Genomic DNA, 25,220 nt, shown 5'->3' with positions numbered 1-25,220 from the left:
TTTGCTTTCATGCTTACTGTCTGGCATGTTTATGTGGTAAATTTTCAGAGCAATCGCATGCAGTACATTCAAACAAGTATAAGGAACAGACCATGAAACGGAATATCGGCAAAAACTATTCTCCACTTTTTTTTCTCTCAGCCCTTGGAAACGGCGGCCTCACCGTAGCCTTCTTTATCTTTTTCATGTTTATGACACCCCACCCAGATACACCCATTGCGACTTTTGACTCGGTGTGGACTTCTCTTGCAGCCACTTCACTCCCCGTCAAAGCACTTGCTGCTGTCTGCTACGCCCTTATGCTCTATTTCGCATTCAATCATCTGCGAATGCTGGTGTGGAATATCCGGGAATACCGCTTATTCAAGAAAACTGACGACTATAATGAGCTTATTCAGGGTAGTAATGAAATATCTCTAATGACCATTCCCCTCACCCTGACAATGACGATCAACGTCATGTTCGTGCTCGGCGCAATGCTGGTTCCCGGCCTCTGGAATATTGTTGAGTACCTCTTCCCCTTTGCCTTTCTTGCATTTCTGGCCACAGGTATCTATAGTCTCACCCTGTTTTACAACTATTACCGCAGACTACTCACCGGTGGCAACTTTCAGCATTCCAAGAACAACTCTCTGAGTCAAATGCTTTCATCGTTTACTTTTGCCATGAATGCCGTAGGCTTTGCCGCCCCCGCCGCCATGAGTGAGAATCCTGTAATGATCAGCATTGCGGCATTCTGTTCCATTTTCTTCTTTGCCATAGCAACCCTGCTTGCGATCAAGAATCTGTTGTTAGGTTTTCATGCCATGATGGACAAAGGGATTAGTCGTGAAGCCAGCGCCAGCCTGTGGATTCTTATTCCCATCCTTACTCTGCTTGGTATTACAGCTATCCGCCTTCATCACGGATTTCACACTCTTTTTCATGGTTCCGGCAGCCCATCCTTTTATTTTATCTGGTGCAGTTCTATCGTGTCCATCCAGATTTTTGCTGGCATCCTGGGATTTGTAATCATGCGTCAGAATGACTATTTTTCCGAATTCATCCATGGTGTTAATCTCGATCCTGAGATTGCCGCAGCCAGGACTCCCGCCAGTTACGCCCTTATTTGTCCCGGTGTGGCATTTTGGGTTTTCGGGATGTTTTTTCTCGACAAAGCTCTTATCCATTCTGGTTTGCTGAATATTTTTTCCGTACCATATTTCATCCTGTTAGCACCCTTACTTTTTGTTCTTGTAAAAACAATCAGAGTAAACTGGAAGTTGAATAAACGGCTACTTCAGGAAGGGACGGAATAGGGATACAATCAACAGAGCAAAACAATCCTCAGCTGATTACTCATGGCGGAGGGCAATGATCGGATCAAGACTGGCAGCGCGTATTGCCGGGTAAAGTCCGAATATGATGCCGATTCCCGAGCTGATACCGAGTGAAAGGATAACACTGGATGGAGTAACAACTGTGGGCATTTTCGCCATTGTTGTGATGAGCCAGGGGATGAAGATGCCGATGGCAATGCCGATAAGCCCACCGGTTGTGGAGAGAACAACCGTTTCGATGAGAAACTGGATAATAATCTGCCGGCGTTTTGCTCCGATGGCCCGGCGAATACCAATTTCCCTGGTTCGTTCAGTAACGGATGCCAGCATGATATTCATGATACCAATACCGCCGACCAACAGGCTGATACCTGCGATGGAGCCGAGTACAATATTGAAGGTACGTTTTGTTGATTCGGCCTGACGAAGAAGAGCAAGGGGAACGGATATGGTATAATCCTTTTTTTTGTGAAATATTTTCAGCATCGATTCTATGCCTGCCGCAGTTGATTCCACATTGGCTGTGTCATCCACTTCAGCAATGATCTGGTGAAGTTCGACGAGTTCCCGGGTACGAGACCCCGCGCTCGACATGGTGAAGACATCGCCGAAAGTAGCCTTTGCAACATTGAGCGGAATATAGGCGTCAATCTGCTGGTCTGGACTCTGTAAGCCTCCCCCTTGACTGTTTTCACTTCTGACGACACCTATGACTTCGAAATAATCACTACCCAGCTTAATCGTCTGGCCGATAGTACTTCTGGTTGCCAGCAACCGTCTGGCTCCATGCTCTGTCAGCACCACGACATTACAGAAATTATCAAGGTCATAACGGGACAGGGTACGACCGGCGATGAGAGGTCGGCGTACCAGCTCGAACCAGTCAGGTGTGGTGCCGAGGATGCGCATATCCATGACTCGTTCTCCCAGGCGTGCTTCCTTGCGAACAATTTTAACCGGGACAACTTTCAGGACATTAAGAAAGCTCTGGGAAACCCGTTGTACGTCTTCATACAAGAGACCATAGATGCTCATCAGAATACGGGTATTCTGCTGATTCTGTTCATCGGCCGGTTTTTGGGCAGTGATGATAATGTTATTGCTACCAAGTTTGCGGATTTCATCAAGGGCCTGCTTACTAGCCCCCTCCCCCACGGCAAGCATAGCGATAACACTGCCGACCCCGAAGACCATTCCAAGCATTGTCAGGGATGAACGAAGCTTGTGCTGAATCAGGTTCTTGATACCAAGTTTTATTTCACGTAAATATTTCGTAAAAATCACGGCACCTATCCCTCAAGGCGCTCTATAGCGCCATCTTTCATATAAAGCCGTTTGTGGGCAAAGGCAGCAATGTCGGGTTCATGGGTTACCATAATTATGGTTTTCCCCTGATCATTGAGTTTGCAGAGCAGCCTCATGATTTCAGCGCTGGTTTGTGAATCCAGGTTCCCGGTTGGCTCATCGGCAAGGAGTAATCCCGGATCATTGGCCAGGGATCTGGCTATGGCAACTCGCTGCTGCTGTCCTCCCGAGAGTTCCATGGGACGATGGTTGAGACGCTTTTCAAGCCCCACCATGGCAGCAAGCTTTCTGGCGCGATTCCTGCTCTCTGCAGCATCGATTCCCTGATAATAGAGGGGCAGTTCTATATTTTCTTCGACGGTGGATTGCTGGATAAGATTAAAACTCTGGAATATAAATCCGATATTGCGCAGTCGTATTTCACTGAGGGCATCATCGTCCATAAGGCTTATATCATTCCCCCGTAAAAGATATCGTCCCGATGTGGGCCGGTCCAGACAGCCAAGGAGGTTGAGCAGGGTGCTTTTTCCAGAGCCACTGGTGCCGAGAATGGCCCAGAAGGAGCCACGTTCAAAAACGAGAGAAACCCCGGCCAGAGCATGGACCTTTTCTGCCCCCATGGTATAGGTTTTCCAGATATCCTTGAGAACTGCCTCAGCTTTCCTGGTATCTGTTGGTATCTGTTTCTGGTCTGACGTCATAGGGGATCAGTCTTTTGGCTGCCTGTTTGTACCGTTGCCATTTTTCGGTTTCTTACCAAAGGCCTCACGTTGTTCCGGCGTCATGTTTTTAAGGCCTTTAGACCGCTGTTTGTCCGATTCAATTGTCGAGCCCACTTGACGAGTCGCTAATGTTTCCTGGGTGTTTCCTTCGGTCGGGATCATGTCTTGTGACGTTTTGGCTGCCTCGGTAAGCGGAGGGGCCAGCAGCACGTTTTCGCCGGGTTGCAGCCCCTCGAGTACATGAACCATCCGGTTGTTGTCCATACCGATTTTCACCTGTCGTACAATAAATCTATTGTCCCGAACGACGAACACAGTTGGCTTGCCGTTTTGTTGGATGACGGCTTGGACCGGCACATAAATGGCGTTGTCAAACTGGTCAATAATGATTTCAGCCTGACAACTCATGCCGTTTCTCAAGCCCTGACCGTTCCCGTCAATATGAATGACGGAGTTGTAGACCTTGAGATCCGGATTCATAAAGGTACTGGTCGGGTCAGGCAGAGGAGCAATGCTTGCAACAGTGCCGGTAAAAGTTCTGTCGGGCAGGGCATCAATGGTGATCCGCACGGGAAGACCGATTCGGATCTTTTCCAGTCTGGATTCGTGAATTTTAACCTCGGCGTTATATGAGGAGGTGGTTGGCAAATGGATCAACTCCTGCCGTTCCCGCACAGCCTGTCCCTCATCAAGCGGTTCCTCTGAACTTCGCCAGTTTATTTTGGTACTGGTGGCATAAATGACAGTACCCTCCATGGGAGCATATATCTTGGTTTTTCCGATCTGCACAGTGATCTTATCCAGTTTGTCCTGCTGTTGCTGGTACTCAGCCTGGCTGGCTTTGAGTTTGGCTTCTGCCTGAGCTATGTCTGCTGACACCTTTCGCTTTACTCGTTCCAGGGCCATGGTCGTCTGCCGCAGATTGCTTTCTAGTTCTGCCATGCGTCGCTTTACAGTGAAATTCTGGAGCAGATCCAGCGCATCATTTGCCAGATCAAGATCCAGTCGTACCTTCTGCCAGGCAAGCTCATCCCTTTTCAGTTCCGTCTCGGAAATATATTTTTCTTCATATATTTTTTTTGACCATTCAAATGTATTTTTTGCATTGGTCAAGGTTTCCTCAGCCAGGGTGATTTTGGCCTTAGCCTCTTTTTCAAGCTTTGGATACTCACCCTCCTGATATTGAATAAGATCCTGTCTGGCAAACTCCAGGTCAAGGGTGGCCTGATCAACGTCAGCCAGGGCCTGGTTTTTGACCACTTCAAGATTTTCACGCCCATTAATAAAGGTCGCCTCGGCATTAATCACCTGGATCTGCTGGTTAACACGCTGGTCTTCAAGCTGGCTGGCATCGAGTTCAACAAGAAGGTCTCCTTTTTTGACTTCTGTCCCTTCATCTATTAGAAAGAGAATGACAGTTTGTCCTTCAACCTCATTTTTCAGAATGATCTGCTCTCGTGGACGAATGGTACCTGCCTGGGTAACATCGATCATAAGAGCACCCTGCCGGACGGAAAAAAATGCTTGTTCAGATGTTTTTATTTCCTGACCGGATTCTTTGCTGAAGAAAACCAGATAGCCGAGAACGAGCAATATCAAAGAAAAAAATACAATCATCCAGGAAAGACGCAGGCGGGATATCCCTTTCAAAACGTTATTGGGTAAGTGCATCAGAATTTTCTCCCGGTATGTGTTCATGCCAGAGTCCATTACTGTCAACCTGCAGAATGCCAAGATCGCTCTGCATCCTGATTTCGGCAACACGGTAGTTGACCATGGCTGCTGTAAAACTGTTCTGTGAGCTTAACAAAGCCTCCTGGGCCTCCAAGAGGTCGCGAATCTCTGCTCGTCCCGCTTCCAGGTTAAGAGAAGCCCCGTAAACCCTGCGTTCGGCCAGTTTGACCGCCTGGTACTGAATTTTCAGGCTGGCCCTGAATTGCTCCAGATTACGGATACCGTTTCGTATCTGCAATTTGATCTGATCCTCCATTTCCTGAACATCACGTACAGCACGTTCCAGCAGAATATAGCTGTCTCGGTAGGCACTCGCCTCGGCAGTTCGTTCCAAAGGCAGGTCAAGGGTTAACAGGCTGGTGTAGATACCATTGGAAAAATCAATCCGGTTGTTGCTGTTGAGAGATGCATCGCTTAAGCTACGCCGTTCACCGACGCTGACCGAACCAAATAAAGAAAGTTCCGGGCCAAGTTGATCCGCAGCCACCACTACTTTGCGTTGCGCATCATATACCCGACCCTGTTTTATGCGAAGATCCAGTCGATTTGCAAGCGCGGTGCGTATCGCATCGTCAGGTTCCTGTTCAAGGGGGCCTCGATCTTTAGAGGTTGGTGGTACAAGGACGATGGGAGCATCAAAAGGAAGGGATAGTGCCATTTCATCAATGGTAAATAAATGAGCCAGCCTGGTGTTAATATATTCCTTAAGCGTGTTAAATTCTTCCCTGTTCAGGGCGATATCAACATCGGTAGGCAGGCCGATCTTTATGGCAAACAGATCCAGGTCACGTTCAAATGTTTGGCGTGAAACTATCCAGCGGTCTCTGGCCCGCAGTTCGTTCTGGATAGCCTGATCGACCTGGGCCTGAGGTGTTTTACCGGCTTCTGCCAAACGCTGTGCCCGGCGGGATGCCTGTACAAGACCTTTATAGTTCTCCTCCAGATTATGGACCTGATCCTCCGAGTTGAAGACAGTAAAATAACTCTCGATGAGGTCTGTAACAAATTCTTTTTTGTAGCGCTCAAAGCGCCATACTCCATACAAAACTTCTCGCTCAGCCTGAGTCAGCGGCTCAGTAACGATATGTTGTCCTGAACCCCGAAAAAGAGGAATGGTGATACTGGCATCACCAAAAAAAGAGCGGGAAAAAAGTTTTGTGGGCTGCAGTAGCTGGACCAGATCAAAACCTACTCTGGTGGTGAAAGTGGCACCGTTCTGGAAAGTGCGGGAAAGTGAAGTCGCTGCAGAAGCTTCGCTGCCTGACACAACACTCTCCTCCGCACCGATATGCCCGTCAGTGTATTGACCATATACCTGTCCTGAAAGCGTGTTGCGAAAAGCATCCCGCTCAAAATCAAGATCCAGGGCCATGCGAAAAAGGTCTTCCTTGCTGGCCTGGTATTCCCGGCTATTGTGGGCAGCGATCTGTAAGGCCTCAATGAGTGTGAGAGAAAGAGGGGTGGCCGCAGTCTGTAATCTATCACGCTCAGGGACTGGTCGAGTGCGTTTTTCCGGCCAGTGCTCGATCTCTTTTAGATAGCTGCTGCCAAGGGAAGAGGAATCGGCATAGGGGAGATTCTGATCAAGCAGCAGTCGCACGCGAAGGGTCTCTTCGGGAGATTCGATGTTGAATTCCTCTTGGTGCCCAAGGGCCTGCTGCTGTTTCTGCTTGATTATCGTGTAGGCATTTTGATCGCTTTGTTCGCGGTAGTGGGTGGGGGAACAGCCGGCAGCCAAGAGGCAAAGTGACACGACTACGGACACAGAAAAGGAAGAATATTCCACGCTTTTCATACCTCAAAAAACAATGAAAGAACCGGATCAATGCCGGTATGGACAGGAGAAAGGTATATCTCCTCTCCTATGAAACAAGTAAGGCAACATATAACAACAACAGTTGTTATATTGACAGGAAAAGCACACTGTGTCATCAATTTCTTTACTTGTCCGACTGACTTCACGGGGACATACCTTAACCTGATTACCACTGATCCTCAGCCTACCCGCCTGAGGAGGAGTTGTTTCGTGTTGATTATATGGGCATCTGCGGCCTGGACGGCCGCTGCAGAGCCCCCAGGTATGGGTTTATGGCGTCCCATACAATCGACACGGAACAGCTCCGGGTTGCAAAGCTGAGTTTCGATGGTAATCAGGTACCTTAAAGAAAATCACACATTGTGTAGAATAATTCCATTTCAAGTAAATACCCCTGGCAAGGATATATATCAAAGAACGACGAAATATCTTAGTAAAACCTGACAACTCACAACCAACTGAAGACATCATGAGAAATGGAATCGCGTATAGGGAATTGTGAGTGAACAGAAACAAGGAAGTCAATAGTATAATCTTGATTTACCTTACTTCCTGCTTATCCTGAATACATGACAAAGCAAAGAATAGCCTGTTCCAGAATACTGAAACAGGGCAACCAAATACAAGGGCATGGAAAATGACAGAACCGGACACAGAGAAGAAGCGGCAGAAAATGGCGTCACAAAAGCCTTCCTTTCAAAAGGTATTACAAAAAAGCAGTCTTTCTTTTCTTGCTATGACACCACTCTTGCTCGCAACCATTGGACTCGTTGGCATATTCCAGGTGCTGGTGACCCCAAAGATGCTCACCTCCATGTTTCGTGGCAATCCTCTATTAGACACATTGACAGGAACCCTGAGTGGCGCGGTAGCCGCTGGTAATCCTATCGTCAGCTATATTATTGGCGGCGAGCTGCTTAATCAGGGAGTTTCACTCTATGCTGTGAGCGCCTTTCTTTTATCCTGGATAACTCTTGGTTTTATCCAGTTACCCGCCGAGATTGAGGTGTTTGGCGGACGCTTTACCCTCTACCGGAATATCCTGGCCTTTATCTTTGTCATGATTACAGCAGCGCTCACCACCCTGACCATGCAGGTGCTATCATGAAAAAAAACCATAATAAACCCTTCGCCTTTCGTGGTAAATACCTCCTGCTGAGTGTCCTTGTCTTTTATGGTGTCTTTTTTCTCATAAATAGTGAATCTGCCCAGTTAGCCCTGCAAAAAAGCAGTACTGTTCTAACAAAAATTCTGCCAATATTTTGCATTGTAATCCTGCTCACTTCCATACTGAACTATTTCGTAAAACCAAAACAAATCGCCAGGCACCTGGGGGAAGGGAATGACATTAAGGGCTGGTTATGGGCCCTGGCCGGAGGAGTCATCAGCCACGGACCAATGTATGCCTGGTATCCTCTTCTTGAGGATCTGCGCAGTCATGGGATGAGGGACGAATATATTGTCGTCTTTTTTGCTTCCCGGGCTATTAAAGTTCCTCTTTTGCCAATTATGATCGACTACTTTGGCTGGACCTTTACCATTGTTTTTTCTTTTTATATGCTCTTTGGTGCACTCATTCAGGGATTGTGTATGAAAATGTTGCCCCTAAAGGACCATAAATGATGCTTTCATGCGTACATCATTCAAACAGTCACACTATGCTTACTGAAATAAGGAAAAAAGATGTGCCCCGAGGCCTGGTTACCAGGAGAGTCACTCTCTAAGATCAGAGTCACGGCTAGAAAGAGGAAGCATACCTGCCTCATCATCCTTCACCTGCATCGCCTGAATAAGTTGGTCCAATCCTTCTTCAAGGTAGGTGAGGTGATTATCACTGAGGTTCTCAAGTGCCAAAGACAAAGTGCCCTGGGCAGGGCGAGGAGCTGTTGCCAGTAACTGGGTTCCTGCTTCGGTGAGATAAAGATGGACAGCACGCTGGTCAGACTTGCTTCTGTCCCGACGGGTCAACCCTTTATCTTCAAGTTGATCCAGCATGTTGCTACATGTCGACGGATGAATTGTCAGAGCCCGGGCAAGCTCTGAAACCTTGATACCGGGATTGGCAAAAAGTTCCCACATCATCCACAGCTTGGCGCTACTCAATCCGCATTGCTGTTCGACGGTTTTGGCATGGACCTGAATAGTTCGGAATAACACCCGCAACTGTTTGGTGATATTCTGCATGCAGTCCTGGCGATTTTCCATAAGACCATTCTCTTCTCTTGTTACTTTAAAGATCGGTCTCTTAGCATACGCAGAAACCACTCACATTATCTAGGTGCATATACGATATTTTCCCAACTGATGTCAATCAATCATTGACTGCATGGTCATTCTGAAAAATTTGGGCATATTTTAATGGAAAAAAAAGCCTGAATCTTTCAAAAAAAGATCCAGGCTATAAAAAAGGGAGGTAAATCCTTATTTAGCTGCAGCACGTGCTGCGGCAAGCCAGCCATTCCAGGTTGCGCTGTTTTTTGCAATCCACTCGTCCACATGACGACTGATATCTTTTTCAGACTTTTCACCTTCATTCATTTTGGTGTTTTGTTCGTTAATATCAATGAGAGGCAGGGCGAAGAGCTCGAAAAATTTCTGCGCTGCAGGATTTTCAGCAATAAACTTCTTATTCGCAACAATCCGTATATCAGAGACTACAAAACCAAGTTTAACGGGGTCACTCACCGCACCTTCGATACCAGAGACAGTCATTCTGTCTTCAGCAACTTTTTGTGATTCGGTGGGTATTATTTCTGGAACATTAATCCACATCACATCCTGTCCAGGTTTGAGCTTGAAAATAGTCCAGTTTGGAGCCCAGGTATAGAAAAAGACGGGTTCTCCACTTTTGTAACTCGCCAATGCAGAAGCCATCCCGGCCTCATATGATGCCTTGACGGGGTTGATGTGATCCTCAAGACCATAGACATCCATATGGTGGGTAATGACCCCCTCACAAGCCCAACCTGGAGGACATGCAGTCAGGTCTGCTTTGCCGTCACCGTTTTTATCAAAGGCTTTTTTTACATCATCCCGTTTGAAGTCATCAAGAGACTGGATGTTATATTTTTCGACTTCTTTTTTTGAAACAAGATAGCCCTGTAATCCTCCTGCCTTGGAAACATATCCATATTTAGCGGCCTTTTCGTCAAAATTTTTCGGCAGCTGGGCATCATGCATGGGGAACCAGCCGTTGCACCAGTAATCAAGGTCACCAAGAGTTAATGCGTTGTAAAAGATTGGATTGGCAAGGTCTTTTGGTTTCTTGGCCTTATACCCCAGCTCTTCCAGGCCGCGACGAACAAGGGCCTCCTGAAAAAAACCGGTATTCCACGTTGCACGAGCAGGCTCGACCGTTTTCCCTGCTCCTGGTTGGTCCTCCGATGCCATGGATTGTCCAACAGACAGAACCAGGCCAATTGTTAAAGCAGTTAGAACTTTTTTAAGCTTTTGCATCTTGATCTCCTTTTTTGTATCTCTTTATGGGTTTACAAATAGTGCTAATCTATACCTGTGTTACAACTGGTCTCAGGTATTACTTCTTTTGGGCCATGGCCTGGGTGATTCGATCCAGAATAATGGCAATAAGAACAATCCCCAAACCACCTATCACGGCCTGCCCGATATCAAGTGTATTCAAACCAAGAATAACTGGTGAACCCAGGCCCCCAGCTCCAATAAGTGCGGCAATGACGACCATGGACAGGGCCATCATTATGGTTTGATTGAGACCTGCCATGATAGTCGGCATTGCCAAAGGAATCTGTACTCTTCGAAGAACCTGCCAGCGGGTTGCACCAAAGGCCTGGGCCGCTTCTATGAGCTCAGGGTGAACCTGACGAATTCCAAGACTGGTAAGACGGATCACAGGCGGCAGGGCAAAGACGATGGTTGCCAGAACGCCTGCCACATTGCCAACAGAAAAAAGCATGACAATCGGTACAAGATAGACAAATGCCGGAGTTGTCTGCATGGCGTCCAGCAGAGGGCGCAGGCTTGCATTGAACCGATCGCTTCGTCCAGCCCATATGCCAAGCGGTACCCCAACAAGAACACAGAATACCACAGAGGAAAGAACCATGGCCAGAGTGGTCATAGTATCTTCCCAAAGCCCGAGGAAACCGATCAGGAAGAGGGTAACAACAGAAAAGACAGCAAGTCCTTTTCCGGCAAAGCGATAAGCAGCAATCACAATTACTGCAATGACGATCAGAGGATGCAGGGCATTAAGCCCTGCATCAAGTCCATTCAGGGTTTGCTCCACGGGCCACTTGATGGTCTGGAAAATGTCACGATAATTCCCCACCAGCAAGTCAACAGCCTGTGAGACCCAGGCATCTAACGGTATGACTTTGTCTTCAAACATACATGTATCCTTTGTGTCGTTTATTCATTCGGCTTACTGCTCAGTTCGGTGGAGTGTCTGTAAGAATCTGTTCTTAGAGACCACCCCCTTATAGACACCCTGTTCGTCAACCACTGGTACCGGCCATGAGCGGGATGCAACCTCCGGCAAGATATCCTGCATAGAGTCACCAAGTTGCACAGTGCAAACTTCAGTCATAAAACTCTGGTCAATGGGATTATCAGGAGCACCATTTTCCAGGAGTTCTTTTAGTTTTTCAGCAGTAACCAGACCCAGAAATTTATGATCCGAATCGAGAACATAGGCGAAATCTCTATCCTTAATACTCAGCAGTTCATGGGCTGACCTCAGGCTTCCGACACGAGATTTGATGATCGTCAACTGCGTGTCGTTCCTGACGATATCCCCTGCCGAAATCACACTGGTGGGATCCACGCCACGGAAGAATGCTCGAACATAGTCGTCTGCAGGATTTTGCAGAATCTCCTCGGGAGCACCAACCTGAACCACGCGTCCTCCTTCCATGATGGCAATTCTATCTCCGATTCGTAGTGCCTCATCAAGGTCATGAGAAATAAAAACTATCGTTCTCTGATCTCGTTTCTGGAGTTTGAGCAACTCATCCTGCATTTCCGTCCGTATAAGTGGGTCAAGTGCAGAAAATGCCTCATCCATAAGTAGAATATCAGGATCAACGGCAAGGCCGCGGGCCAGACCAACGCGCTGTTGCATACCACCGCTGAGCTGTTTTGGATAAGAATCCTCCCATCCTGAAAGCCCAACCTGCTCAAGGGCTTTTATTGCACGTTTTTTCTGCTTGGCCTTATCAAACCCTGCCAGATCGAGACCGAATGAGGCATTTTCGAGGACGGTAAGATGGGGCATAAGGGCAAACGACTGAAAGACCATGCTCATATTATGGAGACGGAACTTGACCAGTTCATCTGGTGACATTGTTACCACGTTCTTTCCGTCAACCAGAACTTTTCCACTGGTTGGCTCGATGAGTCGATTCAACATGCGAACCAGGGTCGATTTCCCGGAGCCGGACAGTCCCATAACGACAAATATCTCACCACTGTTCACTACGAAATTGGCATCCTGAACGCCGACAGACATGCCTGTTGCCTCAAGTATTTCATCCTTGTCCTTTCCCTGCTTGAGCAGATCCAGAGCCTGTTTTGGGTTGTCACCAAAAATTTTATACAGATTTTCTACGACTATTTTTTCCATACAAGTATCTGTTCTCCGGAATACATTTCAAAAGAGAGGTCACCGGTTCATTATCGAATAAGCTACATTAGCTCAGACAGTCTGACACTTTCCACCGTTCAGTCTTACTAAGGAGATCCAGGCAGGCGGTTAAACTCAAAATTACTATTTTGCAATATTTAATTTGGCAATACAATATTGTCCAATACAATTTTGGAAGGATACTAATATCGATGACGGTGTCAAGGGAAAATGTGGTAGCTGGGACTGGATTTTTCAGAGAATTACTTTTGTCGAAAATTCTTTAAAGAAGCTAATATGCTGCTGAAGAGACCCATCTAACCTGAAGTAGTCATAATGCTTAATTTGTAACACCAGTGCTTTTTTATGTGTCCCTCCTGCTGAGATAGCTGTATCATGAAAGAGATGTTGCTCCATACTCACCGCTATGCTTGTCGAATCGTTCAGGTTAAATTATTCCGAGGTGACGATATATGTTACTTAGAAAATATTCCCTGCCCCTAGCCTTTATTTTCCTCTTTTTTTTCAGTAATCCAGGGTACACGGAGCACTCTCCCCTATTCAGCGATAACGAGCTGGAACAGCTTAAACTGACCCAGGAAGAATGGTCACTTGAACTGGCTCAGCATCAAAAATTCCTCTCGGTAAAACAAGATGCTCAACCATACACCACAGGTGACAAAATCAAATTCGATAGCGACAATGAGCTGGGACCAATTGTCTCCATAATTGATCCTACGCCGGTGGGAGACATCTACCGCTCTGCTGCTCCGGTACGACTTCTGGTTTACCTGAAAAGTCGTATGGCACCAATCAATCTCGACTCCTTGCGTGTCAAAGGAAAACGTGGTTTTTTTTCCTTAAATATCACTGATCGGATGATGCCCTTTATGCGCGATCCTCTGGATGGTGAGAATGCTGACTATGTTATTGACGCAAGAATCCCCAAACTGAGTGCTGGTCATTACGTACTCACCCTTTCCCTGGCAGACATGCAGGGTAACCAGGAAGATCACAAAGCGTTTTTAGAGGTTTTCTGAAGGAGACAAAATTTGTTTCCTCTCTGATGCAAGACTTTCCGCCAATATGCCCCCCTGTAATCATTTTACATAACTCAAAAAAAGTCTGCAAAGGCAGGAACTATTTAATTTGAAATAAAGCTGGCTTTTCAAAAACTATCTTTATAAAGTGCTGTTTTTTTACTTGACCTGCCCATTCCTATAACTAACCAGTAAAGCAATGAACAACTGCCTGTATTTCATCTTTTCCTTCCTGTTTCTCTGCCTTACAGGCTGTTCTCTCCATAGCCCCGGCCCCTCACCTGACACAAACCGCTATGTCGGTCCAACAAACCGCCAGGATGAACTGATCACCCGCTTTTCTCCAATTTTCCAGGTACCAGGATGGGATCGTCCGCACAACCGCATCGGCCTGGCAACTGCAGCAAAGACTGATGAGGTTGAATGCATCTCCGTCGACCCGGACCGCTCAGTTATCTATGCCGGCACCTTCCCCTTCTCCACTGCCAATGGAAACTATAGCAACCTGGTTTACCGGATCCACTTTTCCGACACACCATTCAGCCTCTTTCCATTTTACCTGACGGCCGGCAAAAATCCTGGAATCCTGGTAATCATCACCATGGACAACAACCAGAATCCACTGTTGGTGACTACGGTGCAAACCTGCGGCTGCTATATCGCCATCGTTCCCACTGCCCACCTGTCGGTTACTGCCTACCCTGAACAATGGCCGGATGACAACCAGAATATCTATGGGGAACTACTGCCGGCAATACTTCCTCCATACTCGGCTGACGATCTACTCGTTATCCAGGTTCGACCTGAAATACACCGGGTTAGCGCTCTTTCCATTATCTCAGGAGACACCCCACTGGATGCACCCTTTATCGAGGCAGAAGTGATGAACCTGGAATCACTGAAGGCACTGCAACTTCCAGACGGAGGCAGCACCAGTTTCTATTACCAGACCTGGCCCCTGCAGGGTCATGTGAAGGGAGCTATCAAGCCATGGGAATCACTGCTCCTCAGCCTTATCAGTTTTGATTTCTACGTTGGGATGGACAAGGAATTCACCGGCACCGGAACTGGCGCTAATCCCTTCTATACAAGTCTGAAGGTCTGGAATCGCAGGGTTTCAGACATGAACGACTTCCCCGGATTCCTCAAATTTTACGGGTGGAAACTATGACAAGCGGATGCCGACGACCACCTGCCACTGTACTCCTGCTTCTTTTATTGCTGCTCGCATTTCCACTGCAGAGCCCGGCAGCTGATATTTTCCTGGATGAACAATTTGATGGGATTGAGCGCTGGGAATTGTTTTCATTCAAAAATATTGAAAATCGTTCCACCTATCAAGCAACCGATCTGATGGGAACATCGTGCCTTGAGGCCAGTTCCGATAACTCCGCCTCAGCCCTGCTTCTCTCTGAACGGTTCGACGCCTACATTTTCCCCATGATTAGCTGGCGCTGGCGAATCAGCAACATATACCAGAAAGGGGATATAAGCAAAAAGGAAGGTGACGATGCTCCTGTACGCATCTATGTGATGTTTGAGTATGACCCGGAAAAAGCTTCCGTATTCAAGAAGATAAAATATGAAGTTATCCGAGCCCTATACGGGAAATACCCTCCTCACAGCTCGCTCAACTATGTCTGGTCCAGTCGGAAACACCCCGAACACTTTCTCCCCAACCCTTACACCGACCTGGCCATGGTTTTCCCGATGGCATCCGGAAAAGAAGATGTGGGCAAGTGGCTGGAACATACCGCCAACATTCTCCAGGATTACCGTTCCGCCTTTGGCGAAGATCCCCCTTCAATCGCCGCCATTGCAGTTATGAGCGACTCAGACAACACTGGTGAATCCGCCAGAGCCTGCCTCGACTATATACGGATTCATACATCCCCTTCTCCTTGAGACAGCCTCTCACAGACATAGAGGAACGTTCTTGCTTGATTGCTTTTAGGTGCGCTACAACCAATTTTCCATTTCAAATGGTCCTTGAAGTTTCTTGATAGGCTTTACTTGCAACTTGAAATGGTATTGCGTCCCCCAATTTATGAACGCAATAAATTCTTTCCACTAAAGCTGATGTCCGGGGTGACCGTCGAACTCCTGTAAGTCCATGTGAAATAGCTGTTATTTACAGATTTCATTCACTATCGAAGTTTTTTTAACAATCGCTGACCATAAGGACAAACTGCTGAACAGATTCCGCAATTGTGTCCTTTGTGATATTGAAAATAATGTTCCTTTTTCCATTGATCACATGCTTGCACATCCAATATTTCCTCCCGAGCCAACCCCGGATACCACTCACTACCTTTCAATGCTTTTGCAGGGCAAGCCTCGACACAACTCATGCAGCTACCGCAAAAATTCTTTTTCACCGGCGGTCCACACGGAATTTCAATATCAGTAAAGACGGTTCCCAACCGAACCCATGAACCGAAAGGACGCGTAATGAGCTGACAATGACGCCCTATCCATCCCAAACCCGCTCTTGTTGCCGCAGTTTTGTGTGGAAAATCTCCCTTAATGTTCACAGGATCTGAACGTACTGATGCCGCTAAAGGTAGGGATTGAAAACCTCTTGATTTGATTTCTACTGATAGGGTTGTTGATAATTCATTAATGTGTTTGTTCACTCGTGTGTATTCATCGGCATATGCCTGGTTAGGCCCTTTATGGATACTATCCATTATTATGGGATTCATGGGAATCACAAATGAAATAGCGATTGGAAATCGATTTCCTGCTTGATCTGAAGGTGTTGAAAAATTTCGAAGGTCTGCGGCACCCCATAGAGAAATTTCTTTTGCTTCCATCCACGCGATAAGCCAAGTAGGGTGGGTAGTAGAGTTGGTCGACATTCTGTTTCTCCTTCTACTCTTGAATTTTAAATATAACGCAGAATTCACCGAACCGGCGAAGTTTCCTGGTCCAGTGGAGCAGTTGGTTATGAGTTTTTAATCCAGTCAAACTCCATTTGGCGAGCTGTCTTTTCTGCTAGTTCTATTGAATGCAATTTACTTACAAGATATAGACTCATGTCAATACCTGCGGATATTCCACCCGAAGTGACTATGTTTCCAGAAGTGGTCCCGAAAAGTCGAGCACTTCTGCTTGATCATAAATGTATATGTCAATGTTCATAATTGTATCTTTTGTGCTCCTAAGGGCCTGGGTAACCGGTTTAAATAAAGTTTTTATTGTGAAGTAGTTTCACCTGCACCTCAACGATTAATGCGAAGCAACCCTGCACCAAGGATTGTAACCATTGATGCAAATACTTTAATTAAATCAAGTCCTTCTTTAAGTACAAACACACCTAGAAAAAGAGCAAAAATTATACTTGTTTCTCTCAGGGCAGTGACTACTGGAATAGGTGCCATGGTGAAAGCCCAAATCACCAATGCGTAGGCTGTAAAAGATGCACCACCACTGCTCAAAGCCAACTTGTAATTTTCTTGGGCCACGATCTTGACCATCCCTGGCTTAATAAAATTTATTATAATAGTAAAAATTATGGCATTTAAGATCGATAAGCAGCCATAAAACCCAAGTGCAGTTGTAGCGACACGAGCCCCCAGTCCGTCAACTAGAGAATAAGCAGCAATAAATCCTCCAGTAACTATTGCTAAAATTGCGGCTTTATAATTTTTTAAACCATCGACTTCGTCGAACCAATGATAAACTTATTATACCAGATCCAATAATGGCTATTGCTGACAGTTCTATTTGGTCAAGGTGAGTTCCCAAAAAAACAACTGAAACAACAGCGACAACTATAGGAGCTACTCCGCGAGCTAAAGGATAAACTTGGCTTAAGTCACCAATACGATAAGAATATAGTAAGAATAGTTGATAACCAGTGTGCAACAACGCTCCAATAACGATATAAGGAAGTGACTCAATTTGAGGAAGAGGTGAGAATAATAGTACAGCGAGAGCAAATGGGGCATGTCCCAGAACTACTGCTGTCATACTTATGTGTTTGTCCTTCTTTTGTTTAATAAGGAAATTCCATGACGCATGTAGTGTAGCTGCAAGTAAAACGACTAACATAACCGAAAGGGACATTATTAATACCTATGACTTTACATTGAAATTAATTTTGCACTGATCTTTGGAATTTAACCTTTAAGCTCACTGGAAAAAAATGTGCATACCTAAAAGTAACCCAAACCCTTGACCCCTTTTTCCAATGCAGTGATTTGTCAGCCCATTTTTATCGCACCAAAAGCAGCAAAACAAGAATTTTTGTGTAAAATTTCAGTGCGTTTAAATCCAACTTTCCGTAGCAAATCCAGTTGATATGTAACTGGCCGCGGTGAATCTTCTTTGTCGATGTATTCAAATACTTTTGTCCTGTAATCGGCACCTCCCATAGAGCAAAGATATTCTCCATACCGTTCCCACATGAGAGATTGAACTGCTTTGGACTCATGAGATATCAAATCCGTAATCCAGATGCTTCCGCCAGGGGCGGTTAAATTGTAAAGCTTTTTGAATGCTTTTTCCCAATCCTGGTCATCACGTAAATGATGCAGGACAGCAGCAGCAAGAATGATGTCATATCCTTGATGTGGCAAATCAATCTTACGAAAATCGCCCTGAATAGTTTTGATTTTCCCCGAGTTTACTGCTGCAATACGCTCACAAGCTTTTTCCAACATCGGTAAACTCAGGTCAATAAGATCACAATCGAAAGGAGAGGCATACTGTAAAAGTTTAAGCGTATTATTTCCCGCTCCACAGCCGATATCCAAAACTCTTCGTATGTTGCTGGTTGATTTAACTGCCGCTCGTGTAATCAGTTCCATAGCTAATGGAGCATCGATAGTCGCAGACTGCCCGGTTTCAAGATTTGAAAAACGTGCGACATCATTATCAAATCGTTTTCTTATCTCTTCGGTTGATGATTTCTGTATAAAAGGTGTCTTCATAATTCCTATTTATCCGGCTAACGTCCCGCATTAAAAATGCACAACGATATTTCTGCATCCTCTCAATGCAGTGCTTAGCACCTCCCTATTTTCAATTGAAGATAAGGGGTTGTACGATTCTTGATAGTTGATGGATATTCAAATTTATATTCACAGCCAATTTTCTCATAGAATCCTCTGAATTAGAATCAGCAAGAATACCCAATTCACAAAGGCCATGGGAAGAACACCTTTCCCGTAAGTGATCAAACATTTTTGTTCCTATTCCTTGACCTATACTATGAGACTCGATAAACACATGCTCAAGCCAGAAACCTTTGCTTATGATGATACCTGAAATTTCAATATCATCTTTGAGTTCCACAATTGAATAATAACCGATAATCTTTCCAGCGTTTTCAAAAACTAATACATCATTGTTTTGTATGTAATCGGAACTTATAATCAGTTCCTTGGACCATATTTCGTAAAACTCCTTTGGATAATTCCAGTATCCTTTAGAGTTAAAAGATATTTCTGTCAAAATTTCCGCTTCTTGAATTTCAGCTTGTCTTATCATTGGTTGTATTACACTAACGTCGCAATTCTCCGAAGTAGGGCGGTAGCGAGACGTCCGTGTGAAATTGCCTTGTCATGTTTCTATTTTGCAAAGTTGATTTCAACTCCGACTTTGCCGCCAGATACATCAAAACCACCAGATGGCTCAACATTCATAAGCTTGTGAGAATTTGCCCACTTTTTTCCATCAAGGCTTGCCCAATATTTATATAAATAAATGTCTTTTTTAAAACTCACCATTGCCTTTGATGAAACATTTTTTTCAAACACATTTCCTTTAACTGAGAATTCAACAGGAAATTCTTTATTTGCAGGAATAAAAACAACATGATCTTCTGACGCACGGCTGACTTCACCAATTGTAACGACTGGCTTTGTTTCAATTAAGGACGATGAGGGCGTATTCATTGACGCACAGCCATATAACAGTACAAATAATGAAGCGATTACAAACGACTTAATTAACTCCACGATTTCTCCTTTTGAACACTGTCATTGAGTGGCGCACGAAATACCTTTCCCAAAAAAGGCGCACAGCAACTTCGCGTCCACTCGAATGAGTGGATATGCTGTCGCCGTTATTCCGAAACCCTATACCTACTTGGTTCTTCAAAAAATGAGACATCGGCATACCCTGCATATATTTTACCTGAATGGATAGTACCACCAGGTATAAAATAACGATCGCCTTTTACGAAAGTGTGTTTCTTACCATCAATATTTAGATCAATTTTTCCTTCGAGGACAATCCCGAACTGGCTTGCGTGTGAATGCTCTGCGAGGTCCACGTCAGTCTCGAATTCCATAAATACAATCTGATGGTTTTCGGCCTGGGAAAGATACGCTTTTAAGCCCTCCATTGGAATGTGCGTATTCCAGTGAATCCGGCCACCCAGTCCACTTGATTCCGGCCAGTAATTCCACGGCAAAGCGGCCACCCAGTCCAGAGGATTCCGGCCAGGGTGTCGGAGCGTAGCGACGCGAATATTTCCTTCTTACTCTGTGTGTTGCTCTCACGTCAAGCGTGCTTTCTTTTTTCTCATAGATTCTCCTTTCAGTTTGATTTTGTGAGCGGCATGTACCAGACGGTCAAGAATGGCGTCGGCTAAAGTCGGATCTCCGATCCGCTCATGCCAGTGCTCTACCGGTAATTGACTGGTTACCAAGGTAGATTTGAGGCCGTGTCTGTCTTCCAGTATTTCTAGTAAATCATGGCGTTGCTCCTGGTTGAGTGTGGCCAGTCCATAGTCATCAAGTACCAATAGATCTGTTTTTGAATAGACAGTCAGTAACTTCAGATAACGGCCATCCCCCTTGGCAAGAGCCAGATCTTCAAAGAGTTTACTCAGACGGAGATAGAGAGCACTATAGCCTTCTCTGCATGCCTTTTGGGCCAAGGCACAGGCAAGATAGGATTTGCCGACTCCAGTGGGGCCGGTAATAAGCAGATTGGTATGTTCCTTTATCCAGTTGCAGTCAGCCAGCCTGGTTACCAGTGACCTATCCAGACCACGCGGATGACGGAAGTCTACATCCTCGATTGAGCCATCCTGCCGCAGCTTTGCCTTTCTGAGTCTGGTCTGAAGTTTTCTGGTTTCCCTGACCGCCTGCTCGCGGTCAAGTAACAGACCGAGGCGTTCTTCGAAACCCAGGTTATCTGCAGTGTCCATGTCCATCTGTTCCTGGAGTGCTGCGGCCATGCCGGTGAATCGAAGAGTTGTGAGTTTTTCAAGTGTTGGATGCAGAAGCATTTTATCGTTTCCTTTTTGTTTTAGTGGGTTGAGGGAGAATAATACTGAGAGCCACGGATATTTGCGTGATTAACCGGCTTGTCCTCTGTAGCCGGCTTCGGTAGTGGCTTCTGATCAAGGCCGCTTTTGAGTATGGATTCCACTGAGCGGTAAGAAAGGGCGTTGATATGCAGGGCCCGATGGCATGCTGCCTCAAGGCGTGAATCTCCATAGGCTTTGCCAAGACGGAGAATGCCCAGCAAAGTGCGATAGGCCTGTTGTGGGTGAGCTCTTTTTACAAGAAGCGTCTCTGTGAGGCAGAGTGTCTCCGGCCCGACCTTGGCAGCCCAGCGCTTGAACCTGTCCGGATTCCACTCCATGTACTTTCGGTGGTTGACAGGCATATGCTCTTTGACGGTAGTGTGGTGCCCTCGTTGATTCTCCCGGATGTGACTGGCCACCCGTTTACCACGAAAGTAACACTCAACCGTGCTTTTGGTATAGCGCACCTCAATCTGTTTTTTGACCAGGTTATATGGAACGGAATAGTAATGTCCCTCGACCTCCACATGATAGTCGATATGTACAGTGGCCTTTTTCCAGTAGGATAATTCATAAGGGCTGGCTGGAAGTTGTTTCAGGGCAGGTTTGTCCAGTTCTTCAAAGCGACTTTTACGGCTGCCGGATAACTTCTTGAAAGGCTTGTTGTTCAGTTGCTCAAGGAGTTTGCCTATTTCGCGATTGAGATCGTCAATGTTGAAGAAAGTATGTTTACGGAGTTTTGCCAGAATCCAGCGTTCCACCAGCAATACACCGGCCTCAGCCTTGGCCTTGTCCCTTGGTTTTCTAACCCTTGCAGGCAGCACCACGGTTTGATAATGTCGGGCCAGATCATGATAAGTGGGATTAAGGTCAGGTTCGTAACGGCAGGCTTTTGTGACGCCACTTTTCAGGTTATCTGGAACGACAACTTCCGGAACCCCACCCAGGAAAGCAAATGTACGGACATGTGAACCGATCCAATCCTCAATCTTCTGGCTGGGAGTGGCCTCAGCATAGGTGTAGTTGCTGGCACCAAGGACCGCAACAAAGACCTGAGCCTTTGTGATTTCTCCGGTGTGTTGGTCAACGACATCGACGGTTTGGCCTGCGTAGTCGACAAACAGTTTCTCACCGGCTCGGTGTTCATGGCGCATGACCAGATCAAGCTTGCCGGCCCAATCCCGGTAACTATGGCAGAACCAGCTGTACTGGTAGCCGTCAGGATGCTGCTCTTTGTATTCCTGCCACAGCAGGTTCAGGGTAACCCCTCGTTTGGATTGGAGCTCTTTGTGGATCTCAGAGAAATCTGGAATTAGCCGGCTTGTCCCCGGTGGAGGCGGTGGAGGGAAAAGGGTTTGTTCAAGGCTGCTGTCGCTTAGGTCGTCAGGAAGGGGCCAACCCAGATCTGCTCTTTTGGTTCGTTGTAAATAGTCACTTACCGTGCTGCTGCCAATACCGCAGCTACGGGAAATTTCACGGTTACTGTGCCCAAGTTCATACTTGAGTCGTAGTACCTCTCTAATTTTTCGCATAGATAACCTCTTCTTCGGCATGAGCCCTCCTTGAATTTTATTCAAAAAGGCACTCTCTACCAGTTGGTTCTATGCGTCGCTACTCCCTATTTGGGGTGACCGGATTCCTCTGGAATCACTGGCCGGAATGAAATGGAATCGGTGGCCGGAATCACGTGGAATGAGTGGCCGGTTTACTCTGGAATCGGTGGCCGGAATCGTCTGGAATATGCAGAATGTCGGCTTTTGGTAAATTCCCAATTGGTTCAGGGAATATAGTATTCATATTTACTCCTTTTCTCATGGAACATATCCGTAGTGCTTCTGACATGTTTTTGCTATATCATACAATCACCACAAAGGTCAAAGGGAGACTTGACCCCTTCCACCCTTCCATTGCGATTGGTCATGTAGGGAGATGATGGCCTGTTCCAGTTTTGCTTCGGTTAACAGAGGTCCCCGGGTGGAAAAAAGCAGTTTTTAATTGTTTCCTTTGCTCATTTCAGGATATGGTACATACCGTTTAAACTGAGCTATTGGCTTTTCAAGAAAACGATACGAAACCATTGCCAGAGCGACAGTGAAGAGGATTCTCAATAGGAGAATAGTAACACTGAACCTATTCGTCGGTATGTCTATTACCGGTTTTAGTAGTGAAATCAAAATACCCGAAAAATTATGGATCAGAAACAATCCTAAACTAATCTTTCCCAAATACCTTAAAACCCTGTTTCCTAAAATCATACCAGCGATTCCACCATAGCCCTGAGAGGCATGGAAAAGCAACCAGCCTATTCCCAACAACATACATTCACGCTGAGCAACAATAGTCACAGGAGATGAAAATCCGAGCCATTTAGCCACTTGAAAAGCCACATACAAAACTCCCCCCCACAAGCATATCTTATAAAACAAAGTCAAATCACATTTTTCAGCTGTTAAATATCCGAGTAAAGAACCAATCCCAAAAGCATCCAGATACATACAAGGAAGAACTGAAAGCATTTTGATCTCGGGCCAACACAATGGAATGGTAAATCGAAACAGAACCGTCAGACAAATACAACCAAAGAATACTTGTTTATGCCAATTTCTTGGAAGAAAAAGAATAATCCCAGGCCACAACATATAAAACTGCATAAGCACTGCTAAGAACCAGAAATGAGATGTCTCATCGTGCCAACTCTGGATGAAAAAAAAATAATAGTTCGAAAGATACGTTATGTGCCACGGCCAGGAATCGCGTACAGAGGCAATGCCAACCACATATGTTAAGAGGATGAGGATATAATAAAGTGGACAAATACGTAGAAAACGATGCGCATAAAATGTAGCCAAAATCCTGATTTTTTCACTGAACAAGGAAGAATCACAGCGGGTATGCACTAGAGTCCGAGTAACGAAAAATCCACTTATAATAAAGAAAAACTGTAAACCAAAATCGGCAAAAACCAGAAAGCGATACTGTTCTGGTAGCCAATGATAAAAAATCATCATTCCAACTGCCAAACCTTTAATACTGTCAAGCTGGGGCATGTACGAATAATTACTACTCTGCAAATTCATCTTGTCGATGTCTCCCCCTTGCGACACACTGGTCCTTTAACAATAAACAAAGTCTCCTTTTGACCTTAGAGGCCAAGCAAAAGCCAAAAAGCAGATTTGCCCCCTTTCGTTACCAAGAATAAAAAATGTGATTATTTTGTAAATTCAACTTGTCGTATCATTATGTTGTCATCCGCCAGCTTTATCCTACCCCGTTTCTAAGTGAACATGATACCAAGCGCCATGATATTCCATACGTAGTAGTATTGACATGTTTTTGCTATATCACACAACCACTACAAAGGTCAAAGGGAGACTTGACCCCTTTCATTATTCAATTCTTTTGTTTGCACATCTTTTATATCCATTCGAAATTCAATCATCTATCATAGATAGAGTGATTTGTGTTAAAAAGCAACCATTTCATAGTCTCTTTATGTCTGATTTTATTGAGTTTTACGAACTTATCCGGCAGGGATACCGAAATTATTAGATTGTACCTGCAGAGTTCTCTATCACAAACTGGTTTCAAAACCATATTCCCCGTTAGACACGATTTAATAGCCGATTCGGGTTGTGAATCCTGCATTTTGACAGCAAAAGGGGTCAAGCAAAAGCAAAAAGCCCCTCTGAAAAAGATCAGGGGGGCTAAAGGGAAGGGAGAAAAGATCGATGGAAATCGACCTTTCGAGAAGGCTCACTGGATAAAACGGGCAAAGAAACAACATACTTCATTAAACCGCAAATCCACTTACACGTGTTATTAGCGGCCATATTTGGCAACAAAGCTTGCTTTACCAAGTGAATTAGCATTAATCATAAAACCAATTAATGCCGAACTTGCATCTTTGGGAAGTTCAATTTTTTCTATTTTAAGTGCATATATTGTAAAAATATAGCGATGGGCCTTGTCTCCTTCTGGTGGGCAAGCACCGCCAAAACCATTAATCCCAAAATCCGTACGCCCTTGAACAGCTCCTTTTGGTAGCTTTTCTCCGCTTTCACTCCCTGCACCTGTTACCAATTCAGTGGTAGTACTAGGTATGTTGTACACAACCCAGTGCCACCACCCCGAACCAGTAGGAGCATCTGGATCATAGACAGTTATAGCATAACTCTTAGTGCCATTTGGTCCGGAGGTCCAGCTCAGATCAGGAGAGATGTTTTTCCCTGTACAACCAAATCCATTAAATAGTTGGCTTTCAGATAAAAAGGAATTTGGCTCAATGGCATTGCTTTTTAAAGAAAATTCTTGAGCATGAGTAACTGATACTGCCAATATCAAGGTAAAGATTGTCACAAAAAAATACTTGAACATAATGTCTCCTTATTGAAAGTTAATGGTTTCTTCTATCGCTAACG

General features: G+C 45.5%; 25 protein-coding genes and 1 pseudogene. 6 read left to right on the top strand and 20 right to left on the bottom strand.

Translation table 11 applies throughout. The annotated features are described in order from the left end of the window. The first annotated feature begins 92 nt into the window (after nucleotides 1–92). Entirely contained in the window at nucleotides 93–1,298 is a 1,206-nt protein-coding gene (locus tag UWK_RS10805; RefSeq protein ID WP_015404402.1) for a TsoY family (seleno)protein, read from the top strand. Between the two features lie 36 nt (nucleotides 1,299–1,334). Here UWK_RS10805 and UWK_RS10800 read toward each other — a convergent pair whose 3' ends face one another. The 4 genes from UWK_RS10800 to UWK_RS10785 are packed head-to-tail and all read right to left on the bottom strand — an operon-like array spanning nucleotide 1,335 to nucleotide 6,866. Further along, a complete protein-coding gene (locus tag UWK_RS10800) occupies nucleotides 1,335–2,603 on the bottom strand; it encodes an ABC transporter permease (protein ID WP_015404401.1) in 1,269 nt (422 codons plus the stop codon). Between the two features lie 5 nt (nucleotides 2,604–2,608). Then, a complete protein-coding gene (locus tag UWK_RS10795) occupies nucleotides 2,609–3,325 on the bottom strand; it encodes an ABC transporter ATP-binding protein (RefSeq protein ID WP_015404400.1) in 717 nt (238 codons plus the stop codon). Between the two features lie 6 nt (nucleotides 3,326–3,331). Further along, complete coding sequence (locus UWK_RS10790; protein WP_015404399.1) at nucleotides 3,332–5,017, bottom strand: efflux RND transporter periplasmic adaptor subunit; 1,686 nt, start codon at nucleotides 5,015–5,017, stop codon at nucleotides 3,332–3,334. Continuing rightward, nucleotides 5,001–6,866, bottom strand: a complete 1,866-nt coding sequence (locus UWK_RS10785) for a TolC family protein (protein WP_015404398.1) — start codon at nucleotides 6,864–6,866, stop codon at nucleotides 5,001–5,003. Before UWK_RS10785 ends, UWK_RS10790 begins: the two co-directional genes overlap by 17 nt. Nucleotides 6,867–7,533: 667 nt before the next feature. Here UWK_RS10785 and UWK_RS10780 point away from each other — a divergent pair. After that, the gene (locus UWK_RS10780) at nucleotides 7,534–8,004 is read left to right on the top strand and encodes a putative permease (RefSeq protein ID WP_015404397.1); all 471 of its coding nucleotides are present in this window, start codon (nucleotides 7,534–7,536) and stop codon (nucleotides 8,002–8,004) included. Further along, the gene (locus UWK_RS10775) at nucleotides 8,001–8,519 is read left to right on the top strand and encodes a permease (RefSeq protein ID WP_015404396.1); all 519 of its coding nucleotides are present in this window, start codon (nucleotides 8,001–8,003) and stop codon (nucleotides 8,517–8,519) included. The genes UWK_RS10780 and UWK_RS10775 overlap by 4 nt, the downstream gene beginning before the upstream one ends. 90 nt (nucleotides 8,520–8,609) lie before the next feature. Here UWK_RS10775 and UWK_RS10770 read toward each other — a convergent pair whose 3' ends face one another. The 4 genes from UWK_RS10770 to proV form a co-directional block, all read right to left on the bottom strand. Then, nucleotides 8,610–9,101, bottom strand: a complete 492-nt coding sequence (locus tag UWK_RS10770) for a MarR family winged helix-turn-helix transcriptional regulator (protein ID WP_015404395.1) — start codon at nucleotides 9,099–9,101, stop codon at nucleotides 8,610–8,612. A 216-nt stretch (nucleotides 9,102–9,317) separates the two neighbouring features. Beyond that, nucleotides 9,318–10,352: a glycine betaine/L-proline ABC transporter substrate-binding protein ProX gene (gene proX, locus UWK_RS10765; protein WP_015404394.1), complete on the bottom strand. Its 1,035-nt coding sequence runs from the start codon at nucleotides 10,350–10,352 to the stop codon at nucleotides 9,318–9,320. 79 nt (nucleotides 10,353–10,431) lie between these two features. Beyond that, complete coding sequence (locus tag UWK_RS10760) at nucleotides 10,432–11,262, bottom strand: ABC transporter permease (protein WP_015404393.1); 831 nt, start codon at nucleotides 11,260–11,262, stop codon at nucleotides 10,432–10,434. A gap of 33 nt (nucleotides 11,263–11,295) precedes the next feature. Further along, nucleotides 11,296–12,495: a glycine betaine/L-proline ABC transporter ATP-binding protein ProV gene (proV, locus tag UWK_RS10755; RefSeq protein WP_015404392.1), complete on the bottom strand. Its 1,200-nt coding sequence runs from the start codon at nucleotides 12,493–12,495 to the stop codon at nucleotides 11,296–11,298. A 473-nt stretch (nucleotides 12,496–12,968) separates the two neighbouring features. Between proV and UWK_RS10750 the strand changes: the two genes are divergently transcribed. From UWK_RS10750 to UWK_RS10740, 3 genes are all read left to right on the top strand, one after another. Next, on the top strand, nucleotides 12,969–13,535 hold the full coding sequence (locus UWK_RS10750) for a hypothetical protein (protein ID WP_015404391.1): 567 nt from the start codon (nucleotides 12,969–12,971) through the stop codon (nucleotides 13,533–13,535). A gap of 199 nt (nucleotides 13,536–13,734) precedes the next feature. Further along, the gene (locus UWK_RS10745; protein ID WP_015404390.1) at nucleotides 13,735–14,706 is read left to right on the top strand and encodes a hypothetical protein; all 972 of its coding nucleotides are present in this window, start codon (nucleotides 13,735–13,737) and stop codon (nucleotides 14,704–14,706) included. Beyond that, nucleotides 14,703–15,440 carry a DUF3047 domain-containing protein gene (locus UWK_RS10740; RefSeq protein ID WP_015404389.1) on the top strand — a complete coding sequence of 246 codons (738 nt, stop codon included), beginning with the start codon at nucleotides 14,703–14,705 and terminating at the stop codon, nucleotides 15,438–15,440. The genes UWK_RS10745 and UWK_RS10740 overlap by 4 nt, the downstream gene beginning before the upstream one ends. A gap of 242 nt (nucleotides 15,441–15,682) precedes the next feature. On the opposite strand, the gene UWK_RS10735 is transcribed toward UWK_RS10740, so the two are convergent. From UWK_RS10735 to UWK_RS10685, 12 genes and pseudogenes are all read right to left on the bottom strand, one after another. Then, the gene (locus UWK_RS10735) at nucleotides 15,683–16,396 is read right to left on the bottom strand and encodes a 4Fe-4S double cluster binding domain-containing protein (protein ID WP_015404388.1); all 714 of its coding nucleotides are present in this window, start codon (nucleotides 16,394–16,396) and stop codon (nucleotides 15,683–15,685) included. 86 nt (nucleotides 16,397–16,482) lie between these two features. Next, nucleotides 16,483–16,617, bottom strand: a pseudogene (locus UWK_RS20180) (DJ-1/PfpI family protein); the annotation flags it as partial. Between the two features lie 142 nt (nucleotides 16,618–16,759). Continuing rightward, a complete protein-coding gene (locus tag UWK_RS19710; protein ID WP_456151370.1) occupies nucleotides 16,760–17,002 on the bottom strand; it encodes an EamA family transporter in 243 nt (80 codons plus the stop codon). A 175-nt stretch (nucleotides 17,003–17,177) separates the two neighbouring features. Further along, on the bottom strand, nucleotides 17,178–17,591 hold the full coding sequence (locus UWK_RS19705) for an EamA family transporter (protein WP_228130072.1): 414 nt from the start codon (nucleotides 17,589–17,591) through the stop codon (nucleotides 17,178–17,180). Between the two features lie 152 nt (nucleotides 17,592–17,743). Next, entirely contained in the window at nucleotides 17,744–18,472 is a 729-nt protein-coding gene (locus UWK_RS10725; protein ID WP_015404387.1) for a class I SAM-dependent methyltransferase, read from the bottom strand. 91 nt (nucleotides 18,473–18,563) lie between these two features. Then, a complete protein-coding gene (locus UWK_RS10720; RefSeq protein ID WP_015404386.1) occupies nucleotides 18,564–19,031 on the bottom strand; it encodes a GNAT family N-acetyltransferase in 468 nt (155 codons plus the stop codon). A gap of 80 nt (nucleotides 19,032–19,111) precedes the next feature. Further along, nucleotides 19,112–19,501 carry a hypothetical protein gene (locus tag UWK_RS10715; protein ID WP_015404385.1) on the bottom strand — a complete coding sequence of 130 codons (390 nt, stop codon included), beginning with the start codon at nucleotides 19,499–19,501 and terminating at the stop codon, nucleotides 19,112–19,114. Nucleotides 19,502–19,608: 107 nt separating this feature from the next. Then, the gene (locus UWK_RS10710) at nucleotides 19,609–19,959 is read right to left on the bottom strand and encodes a cupin domain-containing protein (RefSeq protein WP_208598467.1); all 351 of its coding nucleotides are present in this window, start codon (nucleotides 19,957–19,959) and stop codon (nucleotides 19,609–19,611) included. A gap of 84 nt (nucleotides 19,960–20,043) precedes the next feature. Next, a complete protein-coding gene (gene istB, locus UWK_RS10705; protein ID WP_015402932.1) occupies nucleotides 20,044–20,781 on the bottom strand; it encodes an IS21-like element helper ATPase IstB in 738 nt (245 codons plus the stop codon). Nucleotides 20,782–20,801: 20 nt separating this feature from the next. Beyond that, nucleotides 20,802–22,355 carry an IS21 family transposase gene (gene istA / locus UWK_RS10700; protein WP_015402933.1) on the bottom strand — a complete coding sequence of 518 codons (1,554 nt, stop codon included), beginning with the start codon at nucleotides 22,353–22,355 and terminating at the stop codon, nucleotides 20,802–20,804. A 438-nt stretch (nucleotides 22,356–22,793) separates the two neighbouring features. Continuing rightward, nucleotides 22,794–23,879, bottom strand: a complete 1,086-nt coding sequence (locus tag UWK_RS10695; protein ID WP_153304887.1) for an acyltransferase family protein — start codon at nucleotides 23,877–23,879, stop codon at nucleotides 22,794–22,796. A 742-nt stretch (nucleotides 23,880–24,621) separates the two neighbouring features. Next, the gene (locus tag UWK_RS10685; protein ID WP_015404381.1) at nucleotides 24,622–25,176 is read right to left on the bottom strand and encodes a YbhB/YbcL family Raf kinase inhibitor-like protein; all 555 of its coding nucleotides are present in this window, start codon (nucleotides 25,174–25,176) and stop codon (nucleotides 24,622–24,624) included. Nucleotides 25,177–25,220 lie beyond the last annotated feature (44 nt).

It is taken from the genome of Desulfocapsa sulfexigens DSM 10523 (genome assembly GCF_000341395.1).
Classification (GTDB): domain Bacteria; phylum Desulfobacterota; class Desulfobulbia; order Desulfobulbales; family Desulfocapsaceae; genus Desulfocapsa; species Desulfocapsa sulfexigens.
The sequence above is the reverse complement of the archived record's forward strand: the minus strand, read 5'-3'. Positions and strand labels throughout refer to the sequence as shown.

Coding starts and splice junctions, on each gene's coding strand:
- UWK_RS10760 (WP_015404393.1), bottom strand. CDS start 11,262: ATGTTTGAAGACAAAGTCATACCGTTAGATGCCTGGGTCTCACAGGCT.
- UWK_RS10750 (WP_015404391.1), top strand. CDS start 12,969: ATGTTACTTAGAAAATATTCCCTGCCCCTAGCCTTTATTTTCCTCTTT.
- istB (WP_015402932.1), bottom strand. CDS start 20,781: ATGCTTCTGCATCCAACACTTGAAAAACTCACAACTCTTCGATTCACC.
- UWK_RS10780 (WP_015404397.1), top strand. CDS start 7,534: ATGACAGAACCGGACACAGAGAAGAAGCGGCAGAAAATGGCGTCACAA.
- proV (WP_015404392.1), bottom strand. CDS start 12,495: ATGGAAAAAATAGTCGTAGAAAATCTGTATAAAATTTTTGGTGACAAC.
- UWK_RS10745 (WP_015404390.1), top strand. CDS start 13,735: ATGAACAACTGCCTGTATTTCATCTTTTCCTTCCTGTTTCTCTGCCTT.
- UWK_RS10805 (WP_015404402.1), top strand. CDS start 93: ATGAAACGGAATATCGGCAAAAACTATTCTCCACTTTTTTTTCTCTCA.
- UWK_RS10740 (WP_015404389.1), top strand. CDS start 14,703: ATGACAAGCGGATGCCGACGACCACCTGCCACTGTACTCCTGCTTCTT.
- UWK_RS10720 (WP_015404386.1), bottom strand. CDS start 19,031: ATGATAAGACAAGCTGAAATTCAAGAAGCGGAAATTTTGACAGAAATA.
- UWK_RS10775 (WP_015404396.1), top strand. CDS start 8,001: ATGAAAAAAAACCATAATAAACCCTTCGCCTTTCGTGGTAAATACCTC.
- proX (WP_015404394.1), bottom strand. CDS start 10,352: ATGCAAAAGCTTAAAAAAGTTCTAACTGCTTTAACAATTGGCCTGGTT.
- UWK_RS10685 (WP_015404381.1), bottom strand. CDS start 25,176: ATGTTCAAGTATTTTTTTGTGACAATCTTTACCTTGATATTGGCAGTA.
- UWK_RS10770 (WP_015404395.1), bottom strand. CDS start 9,101: ATGGAAAATCGCCAGGACTGCATGCAGAATATCACCAAACAGTTGCGG.
- UWK_RS10695 (WP_153304887.1), bottom strand. CDS start 23,879: ATGAATTTGCAGAGTAGTAATTATTCGTACATGCCCCAGCTTGACAGT.
- UWK_RS10735 (WP_015404388.1), bottom strand. CDS start 16,396: ATGTCGACCAACTCTACTACCCACCCTACTTGGCTTATCGCGTGGATG.
- istA (WP_015402933.1), bottom strand. CDS start 22,355: ATGCCGAAGAAGAGGTTATCTATGCGAAAAATTAGAGAGGTACTACGA.
- UWK_RS10795 (WP_015404400.1), bottom strand. CDS start 3,325: ATGACGTCAGACCAGAAACAGATACCAACAGATACCAGGAAAGCTGAG.
- UWK_RS19705 (WP_228130072.1), bottom strand. CDS start 17,591: ATGTTAGTCGTTTTACTTGCAGCTACACTACATGCGTCATGGAATTTC.
- UWK_RS10725 (WP_015404387.1), bottom strand. CDS start 18,472: ATGAAGACACCTTTTATACAGAAATCATCAACCGAAGAGATAAGAAAA.
- UWK_RS10790 (WP_015404399.1), bottom strand. CDS start 5,017: ATGCACTTACCCAATAACGTTTTGAAAGGGATATCCCGCCTGCGTCTT.